Here is a 24,801-nt window from a genome sequence, read left to right as displayed (position 1 = left end):
CCGGCGTGGGCGGACCCCGGCCCGCCCGGCATGCGGGCGGACCGGGGTCGGCGGCGGATCAGGCAGTGCGCACTCCGCGGTCAGGGGATGGCGCACTCCGTGGATCAGGAGGTGGCGCACTCCATCGACGCCGGGTCGGAGGCGTCACGGATCAGCGCTTCGTGCGCTGCCCTGAGCCGTTCGACATCGGGCTTCATCACCTTGCGGTCGTAGGTGAGCAGTCCGTTCAGCTCTCCCTCCACATCGCTGATCTGGGTGTAGACGGCGCCGTTGCTCCCCTGGCAGGCGAGCTTGCGGACATTGCCGAGCTGGGCCAGATACTCGTCGGTGTACGCGGCCTGGTCGACGCCCACATAGGTGTGCTGCACCGGCCAGGCGTGGCCGGGCACCGCGAGCCCCAGTCCGCCGTACTCCCCGCTGACCAGCGCCCGTTTCCCGTCCGGCGCGGGCAGTTGCGGGCTCGGATAGCCGTGGGCGTCGGCGATGTCGCCGTTGCCGCCGTCGACCGCGCCGCAGCAGTTGAGCCCGCTCATGTTGTTGACCAGCCGGCTCGGGTCCCACGCCTTGGCCTGGTCGGCGATCCGCGCCTGGTCGTACTGGCCCCAGCCCTCGTTGAAGGTGACCCACATGACCACCGAGGGGCTGCTGCTGTGCTGGTCGATCATCTTCTTCATCTCGTGCTCGTACTGGGTGCGGGACGCGGCGTCCGGCGTGATCGTGTTCATCGCCGGCATGTCCTGCCAGACCAGCAGTCCGAGCCGGTCCGCCCAGTAGAACCACCGGTCCGGCTCGACCTTGATGTGTTTGCGTACGGAGTTGAAGCCGAGCTTCTTGTGCATCTTGAGGTCGTACGCGAGCGCCTCGTCGGTCGGCGCGGTGTGCAGCCCGTCCGGCCAGAAGCCCTGGTCGAGCGTGGCCATCAGGAAGGTCGGCGTGCCGTTGAGGACCGTACGCGGCACTCCGTCGACCTTCTCGACCGTGAGGGAGCGCATCCCGAAGTAGCTGCCGACCCTGTCCTTTCCGGCCGTCACCTCCAGCCGGTAGAGATACGGATCGTCCGGCGACCACAGACGCGGATCGCGGACCGGCACGCTCAGCGTGCTTCCGGCGCGGCCGGTGACCGTACCGACCTTGCGCTTTCCGTCGTACGCGGTGGCCGTGACCGGCACGCCGTCCCGTACCCCGCGCACCTCGACGGCGAGCTTCTCACCCGCGACATCGGGCGTGAGCCCGAGCGAGCCGACATGGTCGGCGGCGACCGGTTCCATCCAGACGGTCTGCCAGATACCGGAGGAGGGGGTGTACCAGATGCCGCTCGGGTCCAGGCGCTGCTTGCCCATGGGCGGGTTCTCGCCGTCCGCGGCGTCGGTCGGGTCGTAGACGCCGACGATCAGCTCCTGGGTGCGGCCGGGCTTGAGCGCGTCGGTGACATCGGCGCTGAACCGGTCGTAACCGCCCTTGTGCTCGGTCACCTTGGTGCCGTTGACGTACACCTCGGCCTGCCAGTCGACGGCGTCGAAGTTGAGGTTCAGCCGCTTGTCCTGGCCTATCCGCCAGTTCGGCGGCACGGTGAAGGTGCGGCGGTACCACATCCGGTCCTCGTGCCGTTCGATCCCGGAGAGCTGTGACTCCACGGGGTACGGGACGAGGATCCGCTCGCGCAGTGTGGTGCCGACCGGCGGGCGCTCGCCCTTCTCGGCGGCGGCGAACTGCCACTGTCCGTTGAGGTTCTGCCAGGCGTCGCGGGTCAGCTGCGGCCGGGGGTACTCGGGAAGCGCGTTCCCGGGGCGTACGTCCTTGGCCCAGGGGGTGGAGAGCTGGTACTCCGAGGTGTTGGGCCCGCTGCTCCAGAAGGCCGCGACCGGCTTGCCCTGCTGGGCGGCGAGCCCGCCCGCGCCGTCGTAGCGCAGATCGGCGGAGCCGCCCTTGCCGACGACCGGTTCCTTCAGCGTGACCAGCAGCCGCCTGGCGTCCTTGGGGTCGCTCTTCACGCTCCCGAGCGGCCAGGCCGCGCCGCCGATGACCGCGCTGAGATGGGAGGCGAGTCCGGCGGGCGGGGCGGCGAGCTTCTGGACGAAGTCGAGCCGCAGGGTACGGCCGTCCGGCAGGACGGTGGCGGCGGTGGCGCCGTCGTAGGCGAAGCCGTCGGGCAGCCGGAACGCGGACTGGGGCACCGGCCGCTTGCCGCCGCCGGGCTCGGTCCACTTCAGGTGGAGGTTGGAGCCTCCGTAGTGCTCGAAGTACTCCACCTTGATGTCGTAGGCCCGGTCCGCGGTGAGTTCGACGGACGGGGAGGTCTGCTCCTTCTCCCAGTCGTCGACCCAGTGGTCGATGGCGAGCCGGCCGTCGATCCAGAGCCGGAATCCGTTGTCGCCGATCATCGAGAAGGTGTGCGCGCCGGTGGTGGCCGGAACGATCTTCCCGGTCCAGCGCACGGTGACGTCGTCGGCCTGACCGGTGGCGGCCGTCAGCCGCGGTTCCAGGTTGCCGAAGTCGATGGACGGGTCGAACCCGGTGGCCTTGAGTTCGTGGAAGTCGAAGGCTCCGGGGGCGGACTGGGTGTAGTACTCGCCCTTGAGCCCATGGGCCTCGACCGGGTCGTCGGCGGCCGAGGCGGCGGGGACCGCGGTGAGTCCCGCGAAGCCCAGGACGGAGGCGAGCAGGAGAGCCAGTTTTCTTCGGATGCGCACATGTCCTCCTTGTGGCCAGTGCCGCGACCGGTGGTGTCCGTCCGTCGGGAAGCGGCGTCGGGCGCGTGCCGGACGTCGTGACGGGGCGGACACCGCCGGGAGGGACACTGGGGTGGCGGCTCGTTGCGACAGTCTGTACAACGTTGGAAGGAACGGCAGTTGGCATGACAGCATGCCGTTCCGCCCGCTGTCCAGGGTCAGGACAGAGCGCGGGCCGACGCCATATCCATCGATGTACGAACAGGGCAGGGGGCGGGCCCGCGGGCGCCGCCCCGGAGGGGAAGTGCGGGTGTCCGTCAGCCTCAAGGACGTCGCGGAACGAGCGGGCGTCTCCATCAAGACCGTCTCGAATGTGGTCAACAACTACCGTCATGTCACCCCGGCGATGCGGGCCAGGGTGCAGCGGGCGATAGACGAGCTGGGCTACCGGCCGAATCTGACGGCCCGTCACTTGCGCAAGGGCCGTACGGGAATCCTCGCGCTGGCGGTGCCCGAGCTGGGCAACCCGTACTTCGCCGAACTGGCGGGCGCGGTCATCGACGTGGCCGCCGAGCACGAGTACACCGTGCTGCTCGACCACACCGGAGGCCGCCGGGAACAGGAGATCCTGGTCAGCCAGGGGTTCCGGGCACAGGTCATCGACGGGCTGATCCTGAGCCCCATCGAGCTGGAACGGGAGGATCTGCTCGCCCGCGACCACGACGCGCCGCTCGTGCTGCTCGGCGAGCGGGAGTACGACCTGCCGTACGACCACATCGCGATCGACAACGTCGCGGCGGCCAGGACGGCGATACGGCATCTGCTCGCCGTGGGCCGGTCCAGGATCGCCTTCCTGGGCGCGCGGACCGACCGGGTCAACGAGCCCTCGCACCTCCGGCTGCGCGGCTGGCGCGCGGAGCTGACCGAGGCGGGGCTGCCCGCGCCGGACTCGATGATCGCCCCGACCGGGGGCTGGGACCACGCGGACGGCGCGGCGGCGATGGCCCGGCTGCTGGACTCCGGGGTGCTGCCGGACGCGGTCTTCGCGTACAACGATCTGATCGCCATCGGCGCGATGCGAGTGCTGTCGGAACGCGGGCTGCGGGTTCCCGGGGATGTCGCGGTGGTGGGCTTCGACGACATCACCGAGGGCCGCTACGGCACGGTGACGCTGACCACGATCTCGCCGGACAAGCAGACCATCGCCCGGCTCGCCGTGCAGTCGCTGGTGGAGCGGCTGCGGGAGACGGCCGGCGCCGCGGACGACCCCGAGACGCCGGGCGGGACCAGGCCCCCCGGGAGCACGCGCGCGCGTGAACTCCGGGCCGATTTCCGGCTGGTGGAGCGGGAGAGCACGGTCGGCGGAGGGTGACCGCGGCGCTCCGGGTGTTCTCCGCCGTTATCGCGCGAAGGGTTTACAGGCTCCGTACAACGATGTAAAAACCCTTCCGAACGATCTCAACGCCCAGCACCTCTGTACGAGTTGACCTCCCGTGAGCGCCCTGCGCGCCGGGGCCGCGCCGAGATGGGGTTCCGCCATGAAGCCGTCCGTCGTCCGCCGTACCACCACCACGACCGTTCTGGCCGCGAGCCTGGCCGTCACGCTCGCGCTCACCGGCTGCGCGAAGTCCGAGGACGACGCCTCCGGCGACAAGGGCGCCTCCGCCGGGGCGGACTCGGGTCAGCTGGTCGCCTCGCCCGGCGCCGGAGGCTCCAAGACCTGCACCATCGAGCGGTTCGGCGGCGAGAAGACGGATCTCGCCGGCGCGACCGTCGGTTTCTCCCAGTCCGAGAAGGAGGCCAACCCCTTCCGGATCGCGGAGACCGCCTCCATCAAGGCCGAGGCGGAGAAGCGGGGCATCAAGCTGCTGACCGCCAACGCGCAGACCCAGTTCTCCAAGCAGATCAGCGATGTCCAGGACCTCATCGCCAAGGGCGCGGACCTGCTGGTGATCGCCCCGCTGAACTCCGACGGCTGGGGCCCCGTGCTGCGTTCGGCGGCCGCCAAGAAGATCCCGATCGTCACCATCGACCGGAAGATCAACGCGACCCCCTGCAAGGACTATGTGAGTTTCATCGGCTCGGACTTCGTCGAGCAGGGCAAGCGCGCCGCGGACCGGATGATCGAGGCGACCGGCGGCAAGGGCAAGGTCGCGATCCTGCTCGGGGCGGCCGGAAACAATGTCACCACCGAGCGCACGAGCGGGTTCAAGGACCAGATCGCGGCCAAGGCCCCCGGCCTGGAAGTGGTGTTCGAGCAGACGGGTGAGTTCGCGCGGGAGAAGGGCCAGCAGGTCACCGAGCAGCTCATCCAGTCCAACCCGGACATCACCGGGATCTACGCCGAGAACGACGAGATGGGCCTCGGCGCCGTCAACGCCCTGAAGAGCGCGGGCAAGAAGGCGGGCGCCGTCAAGATCGTGACGGTCGACGGCACCCGCAACGCCGTGCAGGGCATCGTGGACGGCTGGATCTCCGGGGTCATCGAGTCCAACCCGCGCTTCGGGCCGCTGGCGTTCCAGACCCTCGACGCGTTCACCAAGGGCGAGGAGGTCGCCCAGGACATCGTCATCCAGGACAGCGCGTACACCGAGGAGAACGCCGCGTCCGATCTGGGCAAGGCCTACTGACGTGCTGTCGGTGACCGGACTGTCGAAGACCTTCCCCGGCGCGCGGGCCCTGGACGGCGTGGACTTCGCCGTCGGCCCCGGCGAGGTCCACGCGCTGATCGGTGAGAACGGCGCCGGCAAGTCCACCCTCATCAAGCTGCTCACGGGGGTGTACCGGCCGGACGAGGGCGAGATCCTCTTCCGGGGCGAGCCGGTCCGGTTCGCCACCCCGCTGGAGGCGCAGCACGCCGGGATCTCCACCATCTACCAGGAGGTCAATCTCGTCCCGCTGATGAGTGTGGCCCGCAATCTCTTCCTGGGGCGCGAGCCCCGCGGCGGGCTCGGGCTGATCGACTTCGGCCGGATGCACCGGGAGGCGGACGCGGCGCTGCGGGCGCTCGGGCTGCGCGTCGACGTACGGCGGCCCCTGCGCACGCTCGGCGTCGGCGCCCAGCAGATGGTGGCGCTGGCGCGGGCCGTCTCGGTCGACGCGCGGGTGGTCATCATGGACGAGCCCACCTCCTCGCTCGAACCGCGCGAGGTCCGCACCCTGTTCGAGGTGATCAGGATGCTCAAGGAGCGCGGCATCGCGGTGGTGTACGTCAGCCACCGGCTGGACGAGCTGTACGAGGTCTGCGACACGGTCACCGTCCTGCGGGACGGCAAGCGGGTCCACACGGGTCCGATCGCGGATCTCGACCGGCTGAGGCTGGTGTCGCTGATGCTGGGACGCGAGATCGGCGAGGGGCGCGGCGAGGGGCTCACCACATTCACCGGCGGGCATGACACCGGCACCGAACCCGTGCTCGAAGCAATGGATCTGACGGTACGTCACCAGTTGGACGGGGTGTCGGTGCGGGTGCGCCCCGGCGAGGTGGTGGGGCTCGGCGGGCTGCTCGGTTCGGGCCGCAGCGAGACCGCGAAGGCCATCGCCGGGGCGCTGCCGCCCGACTCGGGCCGGGTGCTGGTGGCGGGCGAGCCGGTGCGTACCGGCTCCACGCCCGCCGCGATACGGGCGGGTATCAGCCTGCTGCCCGAGGACCGCAAGGCCGAGGGGATCGTTCCCGGACTCTCCGTACGGGAGAACATCGCCCTGGCCGCGCTGCCGGGACTCTCCCGCTTCGGTCTGGTCGACGACGCCCGGATCGACCGGGTGGTGGACACCTTCATGAAGCGGCTGCGGATCAAGGCGTCGGGGCCGCACCAGAAGGTCGGTGAGCTGTCCGGGGGCAATCAGCAGAAGGTGCTCCTCGCCCGCTGGCTCGCGATGCGGCCCAAGGTACTGCTGCTGGACGAGCCGACCCGGGGCATCGACGTCGGGGCCAAGGCCGAGGTGCAGCGGCTGATCGACGAACTCGCGGACGAGGGGCTCGGGGTGCTGCTGATCTCGTCCGACATGGAAGAGCTGATCGAGGGGTCCGACCGGGTCGTGGTCCTCAAGGACGGCGCCGTGGTCGCGGAGCTGACCGGGACCGACGTGACGGAGGACCGGCTGCTGCACGCCATCGCCTCGCAGGGGGGAGCCCGCGATGACTGACCTGGCGGCGCCCAGACGCGTACCGCTCGACCGCGCACGACTGCTGACGCTCCTTCAGGAGTACGGCGTCTACGCGGGCGTGGCCGTCCTGCTGCTGGCCAACGCGTTCTTCACCCCGCACTTCCTGTCCGCGGAGAACTTCCGCACCCAGGCCGTGCAGGTCGCGCCCGTCCTCATCGTGGCGCTCGGCATGGCACTGGCCATCGGCAGCGAGGGCGTGGATCTCTCCGTCGGCTCGGTGATGGCGCTGTCGACGTCCCTGCTCTCCCTCTATCTGGGGTACGGGCCGTGGATCGCGCTGATCGTGGCGGTCATCGGCGGGGCCGCCGTCGGACTCGCCAACGGCTCGCTGATCGCGTTCATCGGGGTGCAGCCGATCGTGGCGACCCTGGCGCTGATGGTCGCGGGGCGCGGCGTCGCGCTGGTGCTGCTCCCCCAGCTCAAGGACGTACGGGACCCGACGATGGCCTCGCTGGGCTCCGGGGATCTGCTCGGTATCCCGTATGTGGTGCTGATCGCGGCCGTACTGGCGCTCGCCGTCGCCTTCACCGTACGGCGCACGACCTTCGGCCGGCAGCTGCTCGCGATCGGCGACAGCCGGCCGGCGGCGAAGCTCGCCGGGCTCCCGGTGCGCAGGGTGCTGATCGTCGTCTACATCTGCTCGGGTGTGCTCGCCGCGATCGCGGGGGTACTGGCCACGGCGCGGCTCCAGGCGAGTGACCCGACGTCGCTGGGGACCCTGATGGAGCTGTCCGCGATCACCGCGGTGGTGGTGGGCGGTACGCCGCTGAGCGGCGGCCGGATCAGGATCGGCGGCACGGTGGCGGGCGCCGTGCTCATCCAGTTGCTGACCGCCACGCTCATCAAGCACGATCTGCCGCCGTCCTGGACGCAGATCGCCCAGGCCGTGGTGATCGTGCTCGCGGTCTACGCGGCACGGGAACGGGGGAAGCGGTGACCACTGTGCGGACCGGGACCGGACCCAGGGAGCGGGGCCTCCCGCCACTGGAGGAGGAACCGCTCGGCGCGAGCCGGGCCGAACGGCTCAGCGCGCTCGCCCAGCAGCACGGCGCGCTCGTCACCCTCGTCCTGGTGGCCGTCGCCGCCTCGATCGGCTTCGACACCTTCCTGACGGGCGACAACCTGGAGAACATGGCGGTCTCCTCGGCCTTCCTCGCCGTGGTCGCCCTCGGCATGACCTTCGTCATCATCACCGGCGGGATCGATCTCTCGGTGGGCTCGCTGTTCGCGCTCGGCGGGGTGCTCGCCGCGTGGGGCTCGCAGTACGGCACGGCGGTCGCGCTGCTCCTGCCGCTCGCGGTGTGCGGACTGATCGGCCTGGTCAACGGGTTGCTGATCGCACGGGCCCGGCTGGCGCCGTTCATCGTGACCCTGGCGGCGATGCTGCTGGCGCGCGGAGTCCTGTTGTCGGTCACCGACGAGGGCTCGAAGACCTATCTGGTGGACGAGCAGTCCTTCTTCGCCCGCCTCGGCCAGGACAAACTGCTCGGGATCGGCCTGCCGGTATGGATCACCGCGGCGCTCTTCGTCCTGGGCGCGATCGCGCTGCGCCGCAGCCGCTTCGGACAGTATGTGTACGCGGTGGGCGGCAACGAGGACGCGGCGGCGCTGATGGGCGCGCCGGTGGCCCGTACGAAGATCGCCGTCTACACCCTCTCCGGTCTCTGCGCGGGCCTGGCCGGCGCGCTCAACGCGGCCTGGCTGGTGTCGGGCGTGACCATTCTCGGCGCGGGGATGGAGCTGGAGGCGATCTCCGCCGTCGTCATCGGCGGCACGCTGCTGACCGGCGGCTTCGGCTTCATCAGCGGTTCGCTCGTCGGCGTGCTGCTGCTGAAGGTCATCCAGAACGTGATCAACCAGATCGGCTCGCTCGACTCCGCGTACCAGCAGGTGGTCAGCGGGGCGTTCCTCGCGGTGGTGGTGATCGCGCAGACCTGGCTGGGCCGCAGACGCCGGATGCTGTGACGCCGGCGCGGGCGGGCGCGCGTCCGGCCACCGCCTGCCGGGGCGGTGGCCGGTGGCCGGTGGCCGGTGGCCGGTGGCCGGTGAGCGTCAGGCGACCACCTGTCCCTTGCCCAGCGCGATGATCCCGTTCCTGGAGACCGTGTACAGCTCCCGGTCGCGGTCCGGGTTGACGCCGATCGTCGCGCCCGGCGGTACGTCCACGTTCTTGTCGAGGATCGAGCCGCGCACCACCGCCCCACGCCCCACCCGTACGTTGTGGTGCAGCACGGAGCCCTGCACCACCGCGCCCTCCGCCACCACCACGCCCGGGGAGAGCACGGAACGGGTGACCTGGCCGCGGATGACGCACCCGGGGCCGACGATCGACTCGCTCGCGATGCCGCCCGACACGAAGCGCGCGGGCGGGAGCTGGCCGGAGTGGGTGTAGATGGGCCAGCTGCGGTTGTCGAGGTCGAAGGCGGGGTGGTGCGAGATCAGGTCCATGTGGGCGTCGTAGTACGAGTCGAGCGTGCCCACGTCCCGCCAGTAGCCGTGCTCGCGCGGTGACTCGCCCGGTACGTGGTTGCCCTGGAAGTCGTAGACCTGGGCCATGCCCCGCTCGGTGAGCATCGGCAGGATCGAACCGCCCATGTCGTGTACGGAGTTCTCGTCCTCGGCGTCCCGGTGCAGGGCGTCGACCAGGACCTTCGTGGTGAAGAGGTAGTTGCCCATCGAGGCGAACACCCGCTCCGGGTCGCCCGGCAGGCCGGGCGGGTCGGCCGGCTTCTCCAGGAAACCCCGCACCTGCGTGCCGTCCGCCGCGGGCGTGATGACGCCGAAGGACGCGGCCTCGGCGCGCGGCACCCTGATGCCGGCGACGGTGACACCGGCACCGTTCTCGATGTGCTGCCCGAGCATCTGCCGCGGGTCCATCCGGTACACGTGGTCGGCGCCGAACACCGCTATGTAGTCCGGCTGTTCGTCGTGGACGAGGTTGAGGGACTGGAGGATCGCGTCGGCGCTGCCCAGGTACCAGCGCGGTCCGAGCCGCTGCTGGGCGGGGACCGGGGTCACATAGTTGCCGAGGAGGCTGGACATCCGCCAGGTGGTGCTGACATGGCGGTCCAGGGAGTGCGACTTGTACTGCGTGAGCACACAGATGCGCAGGATGTCGGCGTTCACGAGGTTCGAGAGGACGAAGTCGACGAGGCGGTATGTACCGCCGAAGGTCACCGCGGGTTTGGCCCGGTCGGCGGTGAGCGGCAGCAGGCGCTTGCCCTCCCCGCCCGCCAGTACGATCCCGAGCACCGAAGGTCCACCGCGCATGGCCGCTCCCTCTGTCCGGACCTGCTGGGTATCTGTATCTGTGCCTGTTCCCCACGTGGTCGTGGTTATCGCGACGTGAGCAGTTCCTCGTACACCGCGTACGTACGGCGGGCCACCTGGTCCCAGCCGAACTCCCGCACCGCGCGGCGCCGCCCCGCGGCTCCCATCCGGGCCGCCGACTCCGGATCGTCGAGCACGCGGTTGAGCGCTTCGGTGAGCCCCGACTCGAAGGCCTCCGGGTGGCGTTCGTCGTACGGCACGAGCAGGCCCGTACCCCCGTCGTCCACGACCTCGGGGATTCCGCCGACCGCCGAGGCGACCACGGCCGTCCCGCACGCCATCGCCTCCAGATTGACGATGCCGAGCGGCTCGTACACCGAGGGGCAGGCGAACACCGCCGCGTGGGTGAGGAGTTGGATCACCTCGGGGCGCGGCAGCATCTCCGGGATCCAGTGCACACCGTCGCGCGTCCGCCCCAGCTCCTCGACCAGCTCACGGAACTCCGCGCCGACCTCGGGGGTGTCCGGCGCGCCCGCGCACAGCACCAGCTGGGCGCCGGGGTCCAGGGCGCGGGCGGCGCGCAGCAGATGCGGCACGCCCTTCTGGCGGGTGATACGGCCGACGAAGAGCACGTAGGGGCGGTCGGGGTCGATACCGATCCGGTCCAGTACGCCGGTCCCCCGGTCCGGGCGGTAGAGAAGGGTGTCGATGCCGTTGTGGACGACCCGCACCCTGTCCGGGTCGAGCGACGGATAGCAGGCGAGGATGTCGTCTCGCATGCCCCGGGAGACGGCGATGACGGCGTCCGCGCCCTCGACGGCCGTGCGCTCGGCCCAGCTGGAGAGGGCGTAACCGCCGCCGAGCTGCTCGGCCTTCCAGGGGCGCAGCGGCTCCAGGGAGTGCGCGGTCATCACATGCGGGATGCCGTACAGCAGCTTGGCGACATGGCCGGCGAGATTGGCGTACCAGGTGTGGGAGTGGACCAGTTCGCGGCCCTCCAGGGCGGCGGCCATCGCCAGGTCCACCGAGAAGGTGCGCAGCGCGTCATTGGCCCCGTCGAGTCCCGCGGCGGCCCGGTGGCGTACCACCCCGGCCGCGGGTTCCGTGCCGTCGCCGCCCCAGCAGTGCACCTCCAGCTCGGTCAGGGAGCGCAACTCCCGAGCCAGGAACTCCACATGGACGCCGGCACCGCCGTAGACATCCGGCGGATACTCGCGGGTGAGCAGCCCGAGTCTCACGCCATCCCCCCGTCCTCGCCCGGCGATCGCAGCCCTGCCATGGTCACCCGGAAACCGCCGGCGCGGAAGACCGCCGGGGCGGCCGGTCGAAGACGCAGTCCCCGCACAGCCCGCCCGACGGGCACCGGTAGTGGAGACAGCAGCTGCGCCGGCGGAACGATCCGGCCACCGGACCGCCCGTGGCGCGCAGGTCCGGGTGCGCGAACAGCTCCGCGGCCAGTGCCCCGGCCCGTTCCGCCACCTCCGGTCTGCCGTTTCCCTCTCCCCAGACGGTCAGCTCCCGTACGGCTCCGGCCAGCGCGGAGCCCGCGTTTCCCCACAGCAGCCGGGGCGAGATCCGGCCATCGCGCCGCAGTGCATCGGCGAGCGGGACGAGATGGCCGTACTGCACCACCTCGCGCACGGTCCCGGCGGTGCCGGGCAGCGCGCGCGGACCGGTCAGCAGGAGGTCGTCGGGTGAGGTCGCCTCCGGGTCCCAGTGAAGCCGGCGCGGGTCCAGATCGGGGACCGCGTCCGCGAGTACGGCGCAGCCGAGCGCGATCGACCAGAGCCGGGCGGCGAGGCCGAGCTGCGCCACCGAGGCACCGATCCTGCGCTCGGGGGCGCGCAGCCGGGCGGCGACCTTGTCGACACGGGCGGTGAGCGGCGCGGTGTCGCCCGCGTAGACCCGGGCCAGCGGCACCTGGCCGGCGGCGGGTGCTCCCGTGCGCAGGGCGAAGAATCCGCCCACGGCGGCGACCCGCGCCAGGACCGCCGGCCCTATCAGGTCCGTATCGTCCGCCCGGTCCATATCCCGCCATCCCCTCCGTAGGACTACATCCCGCCCCACTGTGTACTACGAGAGCAGTACGCCGAAATGACCTCTCCAGGACGACGCCGGAATCACGCCGGCAAGAGATCGTGGGCGCATGAGTGCACTCGCGCTGTCCGTGCTGTTGTCGCTGGTCTCGGCGGTCGCCTACGCCGCCGGGGCGATTCTCCAGGAACGCGTCGCGGCGGACACCCCCGACCGGCTGTACGCCCCCCTGCACCACGGGGTCTGGTGGGCCGCCGTGGCGCTGAACGGACTGGGCGCGGTGCTGCACGTGGTAGCGCTGGCGTACGGACCGCTCAGTCTGGTCCAGCCGCTCGGTGCGCTCACCATCGTCTTCGCGCTGCCCATGGCGGCGCTCTTCGTCGGCCGCGGGGCCGGGCACACCGCCTGGCGGGGCGCGATCATGGCGTCCGTGGGGCTGGCCGGACTGCTGGCGCTGACGGACGGCGCCGACTCCCAGTCGCTGGACGGCGGGGAACGGCTGGTGCTGGCGGCGGCGACCTTCGGCGCCGTGGGGCTGCTCTTCCTGGTCGCGCAGTCGGTGGGGCGCCCGGTCGTACGGAGCATGCTGCTGGCGGGCGCGGCCGGTGCCGCGTTCGGTATCGGGTCGGTCTTCACCAAGACCGTCGCCGTGGACTGGACCTCGGAGGCGCCGACCGTGCAGGCGCCGAGCCTGGTGGTGATCGCGGTTCTCGCGGGCTGCGGACTGCTGCTCTCGCAGGCCGCCTACCGGGGTGCCGGGCTGGCCGCGCCGCTGGCCGCGGTGACCGTCGTCAATCCGGTGGTGGCGGCGGCCGTGGGACTCACCCTGTTCGGGGAGCAGTTCAGGTACGGCGTGCTCGGTACGGTCCTGGCGCTGGGCTCCGGTGTGGTCGCGGCGGGCGGGCTGATCCTGCTCACCACGGAACGTCTCGCCGTACAGACGCGGGAGGCACGGCGGCACGGGGAGGCGCGGCAGCACGCGGGGCGGCCCGGCGAGGGCGCGTCGGCGGCCCGGCCGACGTCATGGGACCGGCCGCCGGACGGCTCCGACGCCCCGTCAGATCCCTACGCCGAGCGCCCGCAGGTAGGCGAGGGGGTCGATGTCGGATCCGTACCCCGGCCCCGTACGCATCTCGAAGTGGAGATGCGGTCCCGTGCTGTTACCGGTGGATCCTGACCGCGCGATCCGCTGGCCGCTGCCGACCTGCTGGCCCTCGCGCACATTGAGCGCGGAAAGATGCGCGTACTGGCTGTACTTGCCGTCTCCGTGCCGGATGACGACCTGGTAGCCGTACGACCCCTCCCAGCCCGCCGAGACCACACGACCGGCGGCGACGGCCTTCACCGATGTGCCGGTGGGGACCGGGAAGTCCACTCCCGTGTGATAGCCGCTGGCCCAGGAGCCGGACTGGCGGTACTGGGTGCCGGTGGAGGCGGAGACCGGGGCGCTGCCGCCACTCGTCCTGGGCTTCTCGGCGCGGACGGGCGTCTTGGCCTGCTCGCGCTTCTCCGTCTCCTTCGGCTTCTCCGCCTGCTTCTGCTTCTCGGCCCGCTCGGGCTTCTCGGTCTGCTCGGGCTTCTGCGCCTCCTGCTTCGCGGGGGCGACGGGCTCGGGCCGGTCGACGGGCTTCGCCGACTGCTTCGGCTTCTCGGCCGGGGCGGGCTTCGCCTTGGGCTGTGCGGGGGCGCTGCCCTTCGGCGGCGCCTGGACGTGCAGGACGAGCTTCTGGCCCGGGAAGATCAGATCGGGGTCGCTGCCGATGAGCCGGCGGTTCTCCTCGTACAGCCGCTGCCAGCCGCCCTTCACCGACTCGTCGACGGCGATCTCGGAGAGCGAGTCGCCACGGGCGACGGTGTAGCCCTCACGCTGCGTCGGCACGGAGGTGGGCGACGCCTTCTCGCGTGTGACGGGCGCGCTCTTCGCGCGGATCGGGCCGCTGGTCTTCTCGGTCGCCGTGCGGGGCGCGTTCGAGCCGTCACGGGCCTGGTCGGCGGTGATGTCCGGCGCGTCGCCGCCCCGGGTCAGTCCGGCGCGGACCGAGCAGGCGGGCCAGGCCCCGGGGCCCTGCTCCTTGAGCACCTTCTCCGCGACGGCGATCTGCTGGTCCTTGGTCGCGAGGTCGGCGCGCGGGGCGTAGCTCCCGCCGCCGTACGCCTCCCAGGTCGACTGGGTGAACTGGAGCCCGCCGAAGTAGCCGTTACGGGTGTTGATCTGCCAGTTGCCGGTCGACTCGCAGGCCGCGACCTTCTCCCAGACATCGACCGAGGCCGCGTGCGCCGTGCCCACGGCGATGAACGGCAGCGCCATCCCCGCGCCACCGGCCGTGACAGTCAGGGACGCGCGGTTGATACGGCTCGGCTGGTATCGGCGGTGCCGACCGGTTGCGGCCATGGCTGGGCTCCCCCACTGGCTGTAGGACACGTCACAAGCGGTCAACTTAGAGGCTCGGCACGGACCATGACAAGACCTCGACTACTCCCCGGCCACCCCTGAGCACCCAGCGTGCCACCCCGGACCCGGCCGCGTCTCAAGGAGCCGCATATCGGCGGCCGTTGACAGGGCCGCCGGAGTCCGGGGAATCTGTGCGAGGAGAGCGGGAGAGCGCTCTCCCGTCGTACGGAGGGGGCAGGCATGGGCGGGGTGGGCACGGGCGGGGACAAGGCCGGGTCGGACAAGGCCGGGTCGGACAGAGCGGGCAGGGACAGGGCGGACAGGGACAGGGCAGGCGTGACCGACGAGGAGATCGGCCATCTGCTGGAGAAGCTGGATCTCGGCCAGAAGGTGCGTCTGCTGACGGGCGCGAGCACCTGGCGCACGCACGCGGAGCCGGCCATCGGGCTGCGGGCGCTCACCTTCTCCGACGGGCCGGCGGGGGTACGGGGCGAAGCCTGGGACGAACGGGACACCTCACTCGTCCTGCCCTCCCCCACCGCGCTCGCCGCCGCCTGGGACGACGAACTGGTCGCGGAGCTGGGCGGGCTGCTCGCCGCCGAGGCCCGGCGCAAGGGCGTGGACGTCCTGCTCGCGCCCACCCTCAATCTGCACCGGTCACCGCTGGGCGGGCGGCACTTCGAGTGCTTCTCCGAGGACCCGCTGCTGACGGGGCGCACCGGCGCCGCGCTGATCGGCGGCGTCCAGTCCGGTAGAGTCGCGGCCACCGCCAAGCACTTCGTCGCCAACGACGCGGAGACCGACCGGCTCACCGTGGACGTGCGTGTGGACGAACAGACGCTGCGCGAGGTCTATCTCGCCCCCTTCGAGGCCGCGGTGGAGGCCGGCGTCTGGGCGGTGATGTCGGCGTACAACCAGGTCAACGGCGTCACGATGGCGGCGGCGCCGCTGCTGGAGCGGCCCCTCAAGAGCGAGTGGGGCTTCGACGGGCCGGTCCTCTCCGACTGGGGCGCGGTGCGCTCCCTGCTCGACACGGCCCGCGCCGCCCAGGACCTGGCGATGCCGGGCCCCGACGGCCCCTGGGCCGAAGGGCTGCGCGCCGCGGTGGAGCGGGGGCTCGTCCCCGTGGAACGGATCGACGACAAGGTGCGGCGACTGCTGCGGCTGGCCGACCGGGTGGGCGCCCTGGGCGACCCGCCCCGGGTACGGCGGCCGGCTGCCCTGCCGTCCGCCGCGCCGGAGACCGCGTCGCGCGCGCTGCTGCGCCGGGCGGTCGCCGCCGGCGCCGTCCTGCTGCGCAACGACGGGGAGTTGCTGCCCCTGGACCCCGCGCGGCTGCGCTCCGTCGCGGTCATCGGTGCGCATGCCGCGGCGGTGCGGATCCAGGGCGGCGGCAGCGCGGAGGTGTTCCCCGCCTCGCTGGTCTCCCCGCTCGACGGCATCCGCGCGTCCCTGGACCCGACCGCCGAGGTGACGTACGCCCCCGGCCTTCCCCCGGGCGCGCTGCCCCGGCCGCTGGATCCGGTACGGGCCGACGGGCCGTCCACCCGCGATCCGGTCAGTGGTGAACCGGGCGTGCTGGTAAGGCTGTTGAACACGGAGGGTGCCGAACTCCACGCGGAGCACCGGCTGTCGGGACGGATCGTGGAACCGGCCAGGGTGGCGGGCGCGGAGACCGTGGAGATCCGGGCCCTGATCCGGCCCCGTCAGGACGGCGAATGGACACTCGCGGTCGGCGGCTGGGGACCGCTGTCCCTCTCCGTCGCGGGCCGGACCGTGCTGTCCGGCACCTTCCCGCTGGACTCGGACGATCCGACCCGGGTCCATGTCGCCCCGCCGTACCGGTCCGTACGTACCGCACTGGCCGCCGGGGAGGAGGTGGAGGTGGTCGCCAGACGCGGACTCGCCCCCGGCACCGGGGTGGCGACGATCCTGGCAGCCGCCCCGCCGCCGGGCGACGCCGCGACGGCGCTCGCCGCGGCCGTCGCCGCGGCCCGGGACGCGGACGCCGCCGTGGTCGTCGTGGGCACCACCGAGGAGAGCGAGTCGGAGGGCCGCGACCGCGACACGCTCGTACTGCCCGACGGCCAGGACGCGTTGGTACGGGCCGTCGTCCGCGCCAATCCCCGTACGGTCGTGATCCTCAACGCGGGCGGCCCCGTCGCCCTCCCCTGGCGCGCGGAGGTGCCCGCGCTGCTGCTGGCCTGGTTCCCCGGGCAGGAGGCCGGGGACGGACTGGCCGACGTACTGTTCGGCCGCGCCGAGCCGGGCGGCCGGCTGCCCACCACCTGGGGGGCGGCCGAGGAGGACGTGCCCGTACTGCGCACCCGTCCGGAACGGGGCCGGCTCCCCTACACCGAGGGCCCGTACATCGGCTACCGCGCCTGGCTGCGCTCGGGCACCCCGCCCGCCCACTGGTTCGGCCACGGCCTGGGCTACACCGAGTGGACGTACGGGGCGATGGAGGCACCGGACGAGGTGATCGCGGGCCGGCCCTTCGACGTACGGGTACGGCTGCGCAACACGGGCCGCAGGCGGGGCCGCGAGGTGGTCCAGCTCTATCTGACGGGGCCCTCGTCCGCCGGGGAGCCGGCGGTGCGGCGGCTCGCCGGATACGCGGCGGTCGTCGCGGACCCGGAGGAGGACGTCGTCGCGGTGGTACGGGTGGAAGGCCGGGCGACGGAGCGCTGGTCGGTGGAGCGTCACCGCCGGGAGACCGTACCGGGCGAACTGCTGCTGCACGGCGGCCGGTCGGCCGGAGACCTGCCGCTCAGCGCGGTGATCACGGCGTCCGCGCCACCGGAGCGATCGGCGGGGACGGCCACGGAGAGCGCTCTCCGCTGATGCTATAAATGGGGGCATGACGGAAGACCCGAGACCGGCCGGTTCACCCACGCTGGAGGATGTGGCGCGAGCGGCCGGCGTCTCCCGCGCCACGGTCTCACGGGTCGTCAACGGGGTCCGCAATGTCGACCCGGTGATACAGGAGTCGGTACGGCAGGCGGTGGCCACGACCGGCTACACCCCCAACCGCGCGGCACGCTCCCTGGTCACCCGCCGTACGGACGCGATCGCCCTGGTGGTCTCGGGCGCGGGGGACGATCCGTCCCCGGAGGCCGAGGCCGGCGGTCCGTACCGCGGCGGACCGGCGGGCGCCGGAGGCGGCGCGCGGCACGCCGACGAGCCCGACGGCGGGGCCGGATCCTCCTTCACCGCCCAGGTCTTCGCCGACCCGTTCTTCGGCCGGGTGGTGACGGGGATCGTCAACTACCTCCGGCCGCGCGGGATGTATCCGGTCCTGATGTTCGCCGAGACCTCGCGCGCCCGCGACGAGGTCGTCTCGTATCTCCGTCAGGGCAGCGCCGACGGCGCTCTCGTCGTGTCGACCCATGCCGACGATCCGCTGCCCGGCCTGATCACGGACGCCGGACTGCCCGCCGTTCTGTACGCGCGCCCTTCCCGGCCGACCCGCATCAGCTATGTCGATCTCGCCCACCAGGACGGCGCGCGGCTGGCCGCCGAACATCTGCTGGCGCGCGGCTGCCGCCGGATCGCCACGATCACCGGTCCGCTGGACGTGCCCGCCGGGCAGGACAGGCTGGCGGGTTTCCGCGACACGATGGCGCGCGCGGGGCAGCCGTACGTCCCCCTGGCCGAGGGCCGGTTCACCCAGGAGAGCGGGGAGGCGGCCATGGCCCGGCTGCTGGCCGAACACCCTGACCTGGACGGCGTGTTCGCGGCGAACGACCTGATGGCGGTGGGTGCCTGCCATGTACTGCGGGAGCACGGCAGACGGGTGCCCGAGGACGTGGCGGTGATCGGGTTCGACGACAGCAGCGCGGCCGTCGCGTGCCGGCCGCCGCTGACCACGGTCCGGCAGCCGGTGGAGGAGATGACGGCGGAGATGGCCCGGCTGCTGCTCGACCGGCTCGCCGGGCCGGACCGTGCGGTGACGTCGGTGATCTTCGAACCGTCGCTGGTGGTACGCGGATCGGCCTGACGTTCCGCGCGGACGCCCCCCTCAGCGCCCCCTCAGGATCCGGTTCGGCTCGGGGCCGCGCCCGTCAGGAGAGCTCCCCCGATGGGGCGGACGTCGCGGAGGCGGAGGAAGCGGGCGCGGCGGGAGCGGGCGGGGAGGAAGCGGGCGGGGAGGAAGCGGGCGCGGAGGAAGCGGGCGCGGAGGAAGCGGGCGCGGAGGGCGCCGAGGCGCGTCGCCAGCGCTGCGGAGTCACCACTCCGCCGGGCTCCGCCGGCCCCGCCTGACCGGGAACGCTCGGGCGGCTCCCGCCCCGTGCGAGGAACGCGGCCAGCGGCAGTGTGGCCGCGCCGACCGTGACCGCGTCCGGACCCAGTTCGCCCAGCTCGATCGTGGTGCGCGCCGCCGCGTGGCCGAGTGCGTACTGCTCCGCGTGGCGCCGGATCGCGGGCAGCAGACGCGGCCCGATGAGCAGCCCGGCCCAGCCGCCGAGCAGGATCCGCTCGGGCAGGAACAGATTGATCAGATCGCCGACGGCCGCGCCCAGGCATTCGGCGGTGTCGTCCAGGAGCGAGACGGCCAGCGGGTCGGGCGGGGGGCCTCCGGGCCCGGGGAAGGCCGCGGCCAGCAGGGCGGCGAGCGCGGTCTCGTCGTCCGCGTCCTCGGGGAGCGAACCGCCCGCCTCGTCCCAGCGTTCGCGCAGCGCCTCCGCTCCGGCGTACGCCTCCAGACAGCCGATGGAGCCGCAGCGGCAGCGACGGCCGCGCATCCGTACGGTGGTGTGGCCCCATTCGAGGGCGCTGCCCCGGCCGCTCCCCTCGATCAGGGCGCCGCCGTGGATGACGCTGGCGCCGATGCCGGAGCCGATGAGCGCGATGGCGGCGGTGCCCGCTCCCCGGCCGCCGCCGAACCACATCTCGGCCTGGCCGAGGGTCTTGGCGCCGTTGTCGATGAACAGCGGCACCTCGGAGGGGACTTCGAGGACGGCACGGAGCAGCTTCTCGAAGGGCACCGCGTGCCAGCCGATGGTGGGGCCGTGGACCGTGGCTCCGGCCGGGCCGCCGCGCTCGATGATGCCGGGGACTCCGATGCCGATGCCGAGGAGCCGCTCCGGGTCGGCCCCGGCGTCGCGCAGCACGTCGGCGACGCCGATACGGACGTGGTTCACGATGCGTTCGACGTCGTAGCCGTGCCGGGCGGGGCCCAGCAGCCGGTCGGTACGGGCCAGTTCGGTGAGCGACAGATCGAACAGCTCGACACGGACCCTGGTCTCCCCCAGGTCGATGCCGATGAGCAGGCCGCCGCCGGGGGCGACCCGCAGCAGGGTACGGGGACGGCCACCGTCGGAATCGACCACGCCGGCTTCTTCCAGGAGGCCCTCGGCGGCCAGTTCCGCAACGACGTTGCTGATGGAACCTGAACTCAGACCGGTGACGGGTCCGAGCTCCTGGCGGCTCAGCGGACCGTCGAAATACAACCGTTGCACAACCCGGGCACGGTTCCCCCGGCGCAGGTCACGCACCGTCCGTCTGTTGCGTTCTGCCATGGTGCTCCTTCCCTTGACGCAACATACCCCGGTCCCAGACCTTGACGCGACCTTCGCTCACCTCTTAAATCACGTCATAAATTAAGTCATGGAGGCCGTTCGACTCTCGAACGCAGCCATCCCCGGAAAGGGGCCACCTCTCATGCGCAAAGTCAGAGCCGCAGCAGCCATCGCCCTCGCCAGCACCCTCACCGCCGTCGCCGGTTGCGGCGGAGGCTCCTCGTCCGAGGGCGGCAGCAACGAATCACCGAAGACCCTCACCTACTGGGCGTCCAACCAGGGGCCCAGCATCGAGGCGGACAAGAAGATACTCACCCCCGAACTGAAGAAGTTCGAGAAGGAAACCGGGATCAAGGTCAAGCTGGAAGTGGTCCCCTGGGCCGACCTGCTCAACCGGATCCTCGCCGCCACCACATCGGGACAGGGCCCCGACGTGCTGAACATCGGCAACACCTGGTCGGCCTCGCTCCAGGCCACCGGCGCGCTCCTGCCGTGGGACCAGAAGAACTTCGACGCGATCGGCGGCCGGGACCGGTTCGTCGACTCGGCGGTGGCCTCGGCCGGCGCGGAGGGTCAGGACCCCTCCGCCGTGCCGCTGTACTCGCTGGCGTACGCGCTCTACTACAACAAGAAGATGTTCGCCGACGCCGGGATCTCGCAGCCGCCGGCCACCTGGGACCAGTTGATCGCCGACGGCAAGAAGATCTCCAAGGACGGCAAGTGGGCGCTCGGCGCCGAGGGCTCCAACCTCTCGAACAACATCCACCAGGTCTTCGCCCTCGGTAAGCAGCACGGAGCGGACTTCTTCGATAAGTCAGGCAAAGCCACCTTCACCTCCGACGGCGCCGTCGCCGCCGTGAAGCAGTACGTCGACTTCATGGCCAAGGACAAGATCATCGCTCCGGGCAACGCGGAGTACGCCCAGAACCAGTCCCTCCAGGACTTCGCCAAGGGCAAGACGGCCATGGTCCTGTGGCAGGCCGCGGCGTCGACCTTCGCCTCCCAGGGCATGAAGCCCGAGGACTGGGGCGTGGCACCGGTACCGGTCGCGTCCGGCACCCCCGGCACCGGCCAGAACATCAACTCCATGGTCGCCGGCATCAACATCGCGGTGTTCAACAACACCAAGAACATCGACGGCGCCAAGAAGTTCGTGAAGTTCATGACGAGCGACGCCGAGCAGACGCTGCTGAACAAGACCTACGGCTCGGTCCCGCCGGTCAAGGCCGCGCAGCAGGACCCGGCGTTCGCCGCCTCGGACGTGAAGGTCCTGCGCGACACGCTGGCCACCAGCGCCGCGCCGCTCCCCCAGGTCGCGAACGAGTCGCAGTTCGAGACGACCGTCGGTACGGCCGTCAAGGGGCTGTTCGCCGACGCCGCGGCGGGCAAGCCGGTGACCACCGAATCCGTCAAGGCGGCCCTGACCAAGGCCCAGCAGCAGATGACGCAGTGAGGCTCTCCCCATGACCGCCACCGTGACACCCAGCAGTGGGCACAAGGCGGGCAATACGGAGAAGACGGGCAGTGCGGGTGTGCGCGGACGACGTTTTCCGCGCATCCCCGACCGGATCCGTCAGGGCGGTCTGCCCTACCTCCTGCTGCTGCCCGCCGTCGTGCTCGAACTGCTCATCCACATCATCCCGATGGTGATCGGGATCTGGGTGAGCTTCCGGCAGCTCACCCAGTTCTTCATCCGGAACTGGGGCAACTCCCCCTTCGCCGGTCTCGACAACTACAAGATCGCGATCGACTTCGATGCCTCGATCGGTCAGGCGCTGCTCCACTCGTTCCTGGTGACCTGCGCCTTCACCGTGCTCTCGGTCGGGCTGTCCTGGCTGTTCGGTGTGACGGCGGCGATCATGCTCCAGGAGAACTTCCGCGGCCGGAGCATTCTGCGGACGATCTTCCTCGTCCCGTACGCCCTGCCCGTGTACGCGGCGGTGATCACCTGGGCGTTCATGTTCCAGCACGACAACGGCGTCATCAATCACATCCTGTACGACCAGCTCGGTCTCACCGACAAACCGTCGTTCTGGCTGATCGGCAACAACAGCTTCGTCGCGCTGGTCGTCGTCTCGCTCTGGAAGTCCTGGCCGTTCGCGTTCCTGATGCTGATGGCCGCCCTCCAGAACATCCCGCGTGATCTCTACGAGGCCGCCTCCATCGACGGAGCGGGCGTCTGGCAGCAGATCCGCAAGATCACGCTGCCGTCGCTGCGCCCGGTCAACCAGGTGCTGGTGCTCGTGCTGTTCCTGTGGACGTTCAACGACTTCAACACACCGTATGTGCTGTTCGGCAAGTCGGCGCCGGAAGCGGCGGATCTGATCTCGATCCATATCTACCAGTCGTCGTTCGTCACCTGGAACTTCGGTTCCGGATCCGCGATGTCCGTCCTGCTGCTGCTCTTCCTGCTGCTGGTCACGGCGGTCTATCTGCTCGTCACCTCCCGGGGAAGGAGGGGCTCGGATGCCTAGGTCTCAGCCCAGGTCTCCCATCGCACCGCCGCGGTCGTTCATCTGGACGCGCCGCGTCGTGCTGACGGTGCTGGCGGCCTTCGCGCTGCTGCCCGTCTATGTGATGGTCAGCAGCTCGCTCAAGCCGCTCCAGGATGTCGCCGGCAAGTTCCAGTGGTTCCCGACGAATCTCACGATCCGCCCGTACTTCGACATCTGGAAGACCGTCCCGCTCGCCAAGTACTTCGTGAACTCGCTGATCGTGGCGGGTTCGGCGACCGTGCTGTCCGTGGTGATCGCGGTGTTCGCCGCGTACGCGGTGAGCCGCTACCGCTTCCGCGGCAAGCGTGTCTTCACCGTCACGGTGCTCTCCACCCAGATGTTCCCCGGCATCCTCTTCCTGCTCCCGCTGTTCCTGATCTTCGTGAACATCGGGAACAGCACGGGTGTCGAGCTCTACGGCTCGCGCGGCGGTCTGATCCTCACCTATCTGACGTTCTCGCTGCCGTTCTCCATCTGGATGCTGATCGGCTACTTCGACTCCATCCCGAGGGAACTGGACGAGGCCGCCATGGTGGACGGCTGCGGACCGATCCGCGCGCTGTTCCGTGTGGTGGTGCCCGCAGCGGTCCCCGGGATCGTCGCCGTCGCCGTCTACGCGTTCATGACGGCATGGGGCGAAGTCCTCTTCGCCTCCGTCATGACCAACGACGCCACCAGGACCCTCGCCGTCGGTCTCCAGGGCTACGCCACCCAGAACGACGTGTACTGGAACCAGATCATGGCCGCCTCGCTGGTCGTCAGTGTGCCGGTGGTCGTCGGGTTCCTTCTTCTCCAGCGCTACCTCGTCGCCGGCCTGACCGCGGGCGCCGTGAAGTGACCCCTCCAGAAAGGCAGTCCGTGAACGACCTCAACGCCCTTCCCCACGATTTCACCTGGGGCGTCGCCACCGCCGCGTACCAGATCGAGGGAGCCGTGGCCGAGGACGGCCGTGCCCCCTCCATCTGGGACACGTTCTCGCACACCCCTGGCACGATCGACAACAACGAAAACGGCGATGTGGCCTGTGACCACTACCACCGGGTGCCCGAGGACATCGGGCTGATGAAGCGGCTCGGCGTGGACGCCTACCGCTTCTCGCTCGCCTGGCCGCGGATCGTCCCCGGCGGCGACGGACCGGTGAACAAGGCCGGCCTGGACTTCTACGACCGGCTGGTGGACGGCCTGCTGGACGCCGGGATCACGCCGTTCGCCACGCTCTACCACTGGGATCTGCCGCAGGCGCTCCAGGACAGGGGCGGCTGGCCGGTACGGGACACCGCCGAACACTTCGCGCGGTACGCGTCCGTCGTCGCCGAGCGCCTGGGCGACCGGGTCAAGGACTGGGCGACCCTCAACGAGCCGCTGTGCTCGTCGTGGATCGGGCATCTCGAAGGCACGATGGCGCCGGGGATCACCGATCTCACCGCGGCCGTACGCACCTCGTTCCATCTCCACCTCGGACACGGCCTGGCGGTGCAGGCGCTCCGCGCGGCCTCCTCGGACGCCCGGGTCGGCATCGTCAACAACCTCAGTCCGATCGAGCCGGCCAGCGACAGCGAGGCCGACCGCGCGGCGGCGGTACGGGCCGACGGCCACACCAACCGCTGGTGGCTCGACCCGATCCACGGCCGCGGCTATCCGCAGGACATGCTGGATCTGTACGGCGTGGAGCTGCCCGCGCGACCCGGCGATCTGGAGACCATCGCGGCGCCGCTGGACTGGCTGGGGCTGAACTACTACTTCCGCCAGATCGTGCGGGACGACCCGACCGGGGCCGCCCCGTTCGCCAAGCAGGTCGACGTACCGGACGCGCGCCACACCCACATGGGCTGGGAGGTGCACGCCGACGGTCTGGAGCAACTCCTGCTGCGGCTCACCGAGGAGTACGGCGCGCGGCGTCTGTACGTCACCGAGAACGGCGCGGCGTTCCCCGACACCGTCGCGGCGGACGGCACGGTCGACGACCCGGAGCGGGCCCGGTATCTGGACGAGCATCTGGCCGCCTGCGCGCGGGCGGTGGCGAAGGGCGCCCCGCTCGCCGGGTACTTCGCCTGGTCGTTGATGGACAACTTCGAGTGGGCGTACGGCTACGACAAGCGGTTCGGTCTGGTCCATGTGGACTACGAGACGCAGCGGCGCACCATCAAGGGCAGCGGCCACCGCTACGCGGACATCATCCGCGCGGCGAACGCCCGGGGCCGCAAGGCCGCCTGACACGGAAAGCTGCACGGCAACGGCCGGAGCCGCCACCC

17 protein-coding genes and 1 pseudogene are annotated in these 24,801 nt (G+C 71.1%); 12 read left to right on the top strand and 6 right to left on the bottom strand.

All coding sequences use genetic code 11. From position 1 onward, the window contains the following. Positions 1-104: 104 nt before the first annotated feature. Entirely contained in the window at positions 105-2,690 is a 2,586-nt protein-coding gene (locus CU044_RS11940) for a PA14 domain-containing protein (protein ID WP_165371858.1), read from the bottom strand. Between the two features lie 289 nt (positions 2,691-2,979). Here CU044_RS11940 and CU044_RS11935 point away from each other — a divergent pair, with 289 nt between their 5' ends. From CU044_RS11935 to CU044_RS11915, 5 genes are all read left to right on the top strand, one after another. Then, on the top strand, positions 2,980-4,041 hold the full coding sequence (locus CU044_RS11935; protein ID WP_129768482.1) for a LacI family DNA-binding transcriptional regulator: 1,062 nt from the start codon (positions 2,980-2,982) through the stop codon (positions 4,039-4,041). A 166-nt stretch (positions 4,042-4,207) separates the two neighbouring features. Continuing rightward, positions 4,208-5,299 (top strand): ABC transporter substrate-binding protein, encoded by a 1,092-nt coding sequence (locus CU044_RS11930; RefSeq protein ID WP_129768481.1) that lies wholly within the window; start codon positions 4,208-4,210, stop codon positions 5,297-5,299. A 1-nt stretch (position 5,300) separates the two neighbouring features. Then, complete coding sequence (locus tag CU044_RS11925; RefSeq protein ID WP_129768480.1) at positions 5,301-6,815, top strand: sugar ABC transporter ATP-binding protein; 1,515 nt, start codon at positions 5,301-5,303, stop codon at positions 6,813-6,815. Beyond that, on the top strand, positions 6,808-7,773 hold the full coding sequence (locus tag CU044_RS11920) for an ABC transporter permease (protein ID WP_129768479.1): 966 nt from the start codon (positions 6,808-6,810) through the stop codon (positions 7,771-7,773). Before CU044_RS11925 ends, CU044_RS11920 begins: the two co-directional genes overlap by 8 nt. Positions 7,774-7,820: 47 nt before the next feature. Further along, positions 7,821-8,801, top strand: a complete 981-nt coding sequence (locus CU044_RS11915; RefSeq protein WP_240045516.1) for an ABC transporter permease — start codon at positions 7,821-7,823, stop codon at positions 8,799-8,801. A gap of 87 nt (positions 8,802-8,888) precedes the next feature. On the opposite strand, the gene glgC is transcribed toward CU044_RS11915, so the two are convergent. From glgC to CU044_RS11900, 3 genes are all read right to left on the bottom strand, one after another. Then, on the bottom strand, positions 8,889-10,106 hold the full coding sequence (glgC, locus tag CU044_RS11910) for a glucose-1-phosphate adenylyltransferase (RefSeq protein WP_129768478.1): 1,218 nt from the start codon (positions 10,104-10,106) through the stop codon (positions 8,889-8,891). A 65-nt stretch (positions 10,107-10,171) separates the two neighbouring features. After that, positions 10,172-11,344 carry a glycogen synthase gene (gene glgA, locus CU044_RS11905; protein ID WP_129768477.1) on the bottom strand — a complete coding sequence of 391 codons (1,173 nt, stop codon included), beginning with the start codon at positions 11,342-11,344 and terminating at the stop codon, positions 10,172-10,174. 43 nt (positions 11,345-11,387) lie between these two features. After that, entirely contained in the window at positions 11,388-12,134 is a 747-nt protein-coding gene (locus CU044_RS11900; RefSeq protein ID WP_129768476.1) for a (2Fe-2S)-binding protein, read from the bottom strand. Between the two features lie 118 nt (positions 12,135-12,252). Here CU044_RS11900 and CU044_RS11895 point away from each other — a divergent pair, with 118 nt between their 5' ends. After that, the gene (locus tag CU044_RS11895; RefSeq protein WP_129768475.1) at positions 12,253-13,317 is read left to right on the top strand and encodes a DMT family transporter; all 1,065 of its coding nucleotides are present in this window, start codon (positions 12,253-12,255) and stop codon (positions 13,315-13,317) included. On the opposite strand, the gene CU044_RS11890 is transcribed toward CU044_RS11895, so the two are convergent. Continuing rightward, entirely contained in the window at positions 13,198-14,532 is a 1,335-nt protein-coding gene (locus CU044_RS11890; protein WP_129768474.1) for a transglycosylase family protein, read from the bottom strand. The two genes, CU044_RS11895 and CU044_RS11890, sit on opposite strands and share 120 nt — an antisense overlap. A gap of 240 nt (positions 14,533-14,772) precedes the next feature. Here CU044_RS11890 and CU044_RS11885 point away from each other — a divergent pair, with 240 nt between their 5' ends. Next, a complete protein-coding gene (locus CU044_RS11885; protein ID WP_129768473.1) occupies positions 14,773-17,376 on the top strand; it encodes a glycoside hydrolase family 3 C-terminal domain-containing protein in 2,604 nt (867 codons plus the stop codon). Between the two features lie 16 nt (positions 17,377-17,392). Next, entirely contained in the window at positions 17,393-18,532 is a 1,140-nt protein-coding gene (locus tag CU044_RS11880) for a LacI family DNA-binding transcriptional regulator (RefSeq protein ID WP_129768472.1), read from the top strand. Positions 18,533-18,803: 271 nt separating this feature from the next. Here the strand turns inward: CU044_RS11880 and CU044_RS11875 are convergent. Beyond that, positions 18,804-20,054 (bottom strand): annotated as a pseudogene (locus CU044_RS11875) (ROK family protein); the annotation flags it as partial. 142 nt (positions 20,055-20,196) lie between these two features. Here CU044_RS11875 and CU044_RS11870 point away from each other — a divergent pair. From CU044_RS11870 to CU044_RS11855, 4 genes are read left to right on the top strand one after another with little or no spacing between them, the layout of a single operon-like run. Continuing rightward, positions 20,197-21,507, top strand: a complete 1,311-nt coding sequence (locus CU044_RS11870) for a sugar ABC transporter substrate-binding protein (RefSeq protein WP_129768471.1) — start codon at positions 20,197-20,199, stop codon at positions 21,505-21,507. 10 nt (positions 21,508-21,517) lie between these two features. Next, a complete protein-coding gene (locus tag CU044_RS11865) occupies positions 21,518-22,528 on the top strand; it encodes a sugar ABC transporter permease (protein ID WP_129768470.1) in 1,011 nt (336 codons plus the stop codon). Further along, a complete protein-coding gene (locus CU044_RS11860) occupies positions 22,521-23,387 on the top strand; it encodes a carbohydrate ABC transporter permease (protein WP_129768469.1) in 867 nt (288 codons plus the stop codon). Before CU044_RS11865 ends, CU044_RS11860 begins: the two co-directional genes overlap by 8 nt. A 20-nt stretch (positions 23,388-23,407) precedes the next feature. Beyond that, positions 23,408-24,763 (top strand): GH1 family beta-glucosidase, encoded by a 1,356-nt coding sequence (locus CU044_RS11855; protein ID WP_129768468.1) that lies wholly within the window; start codon positions 23,408-23,410, stop codon positions 24,761-24,763. The last annotated feature ends 38 nt before the right edge of the window (positions 24,764-24,801 follow it).

It is taken from the genome of Streptomyces sp. L-9-10 (assembly GCF_004151105.1).
Taxonomy (GTDB): Bacteria; Actinomycetota; Actinomycetes; order Streptomycetales; family Streptomycetaceae; genus Streptomyces.
The sequence above is the reverse complement of the archived record's forward strand: the minus strand, read 5'-3'. Positions and strand labels throughout refer to the sequence as shown.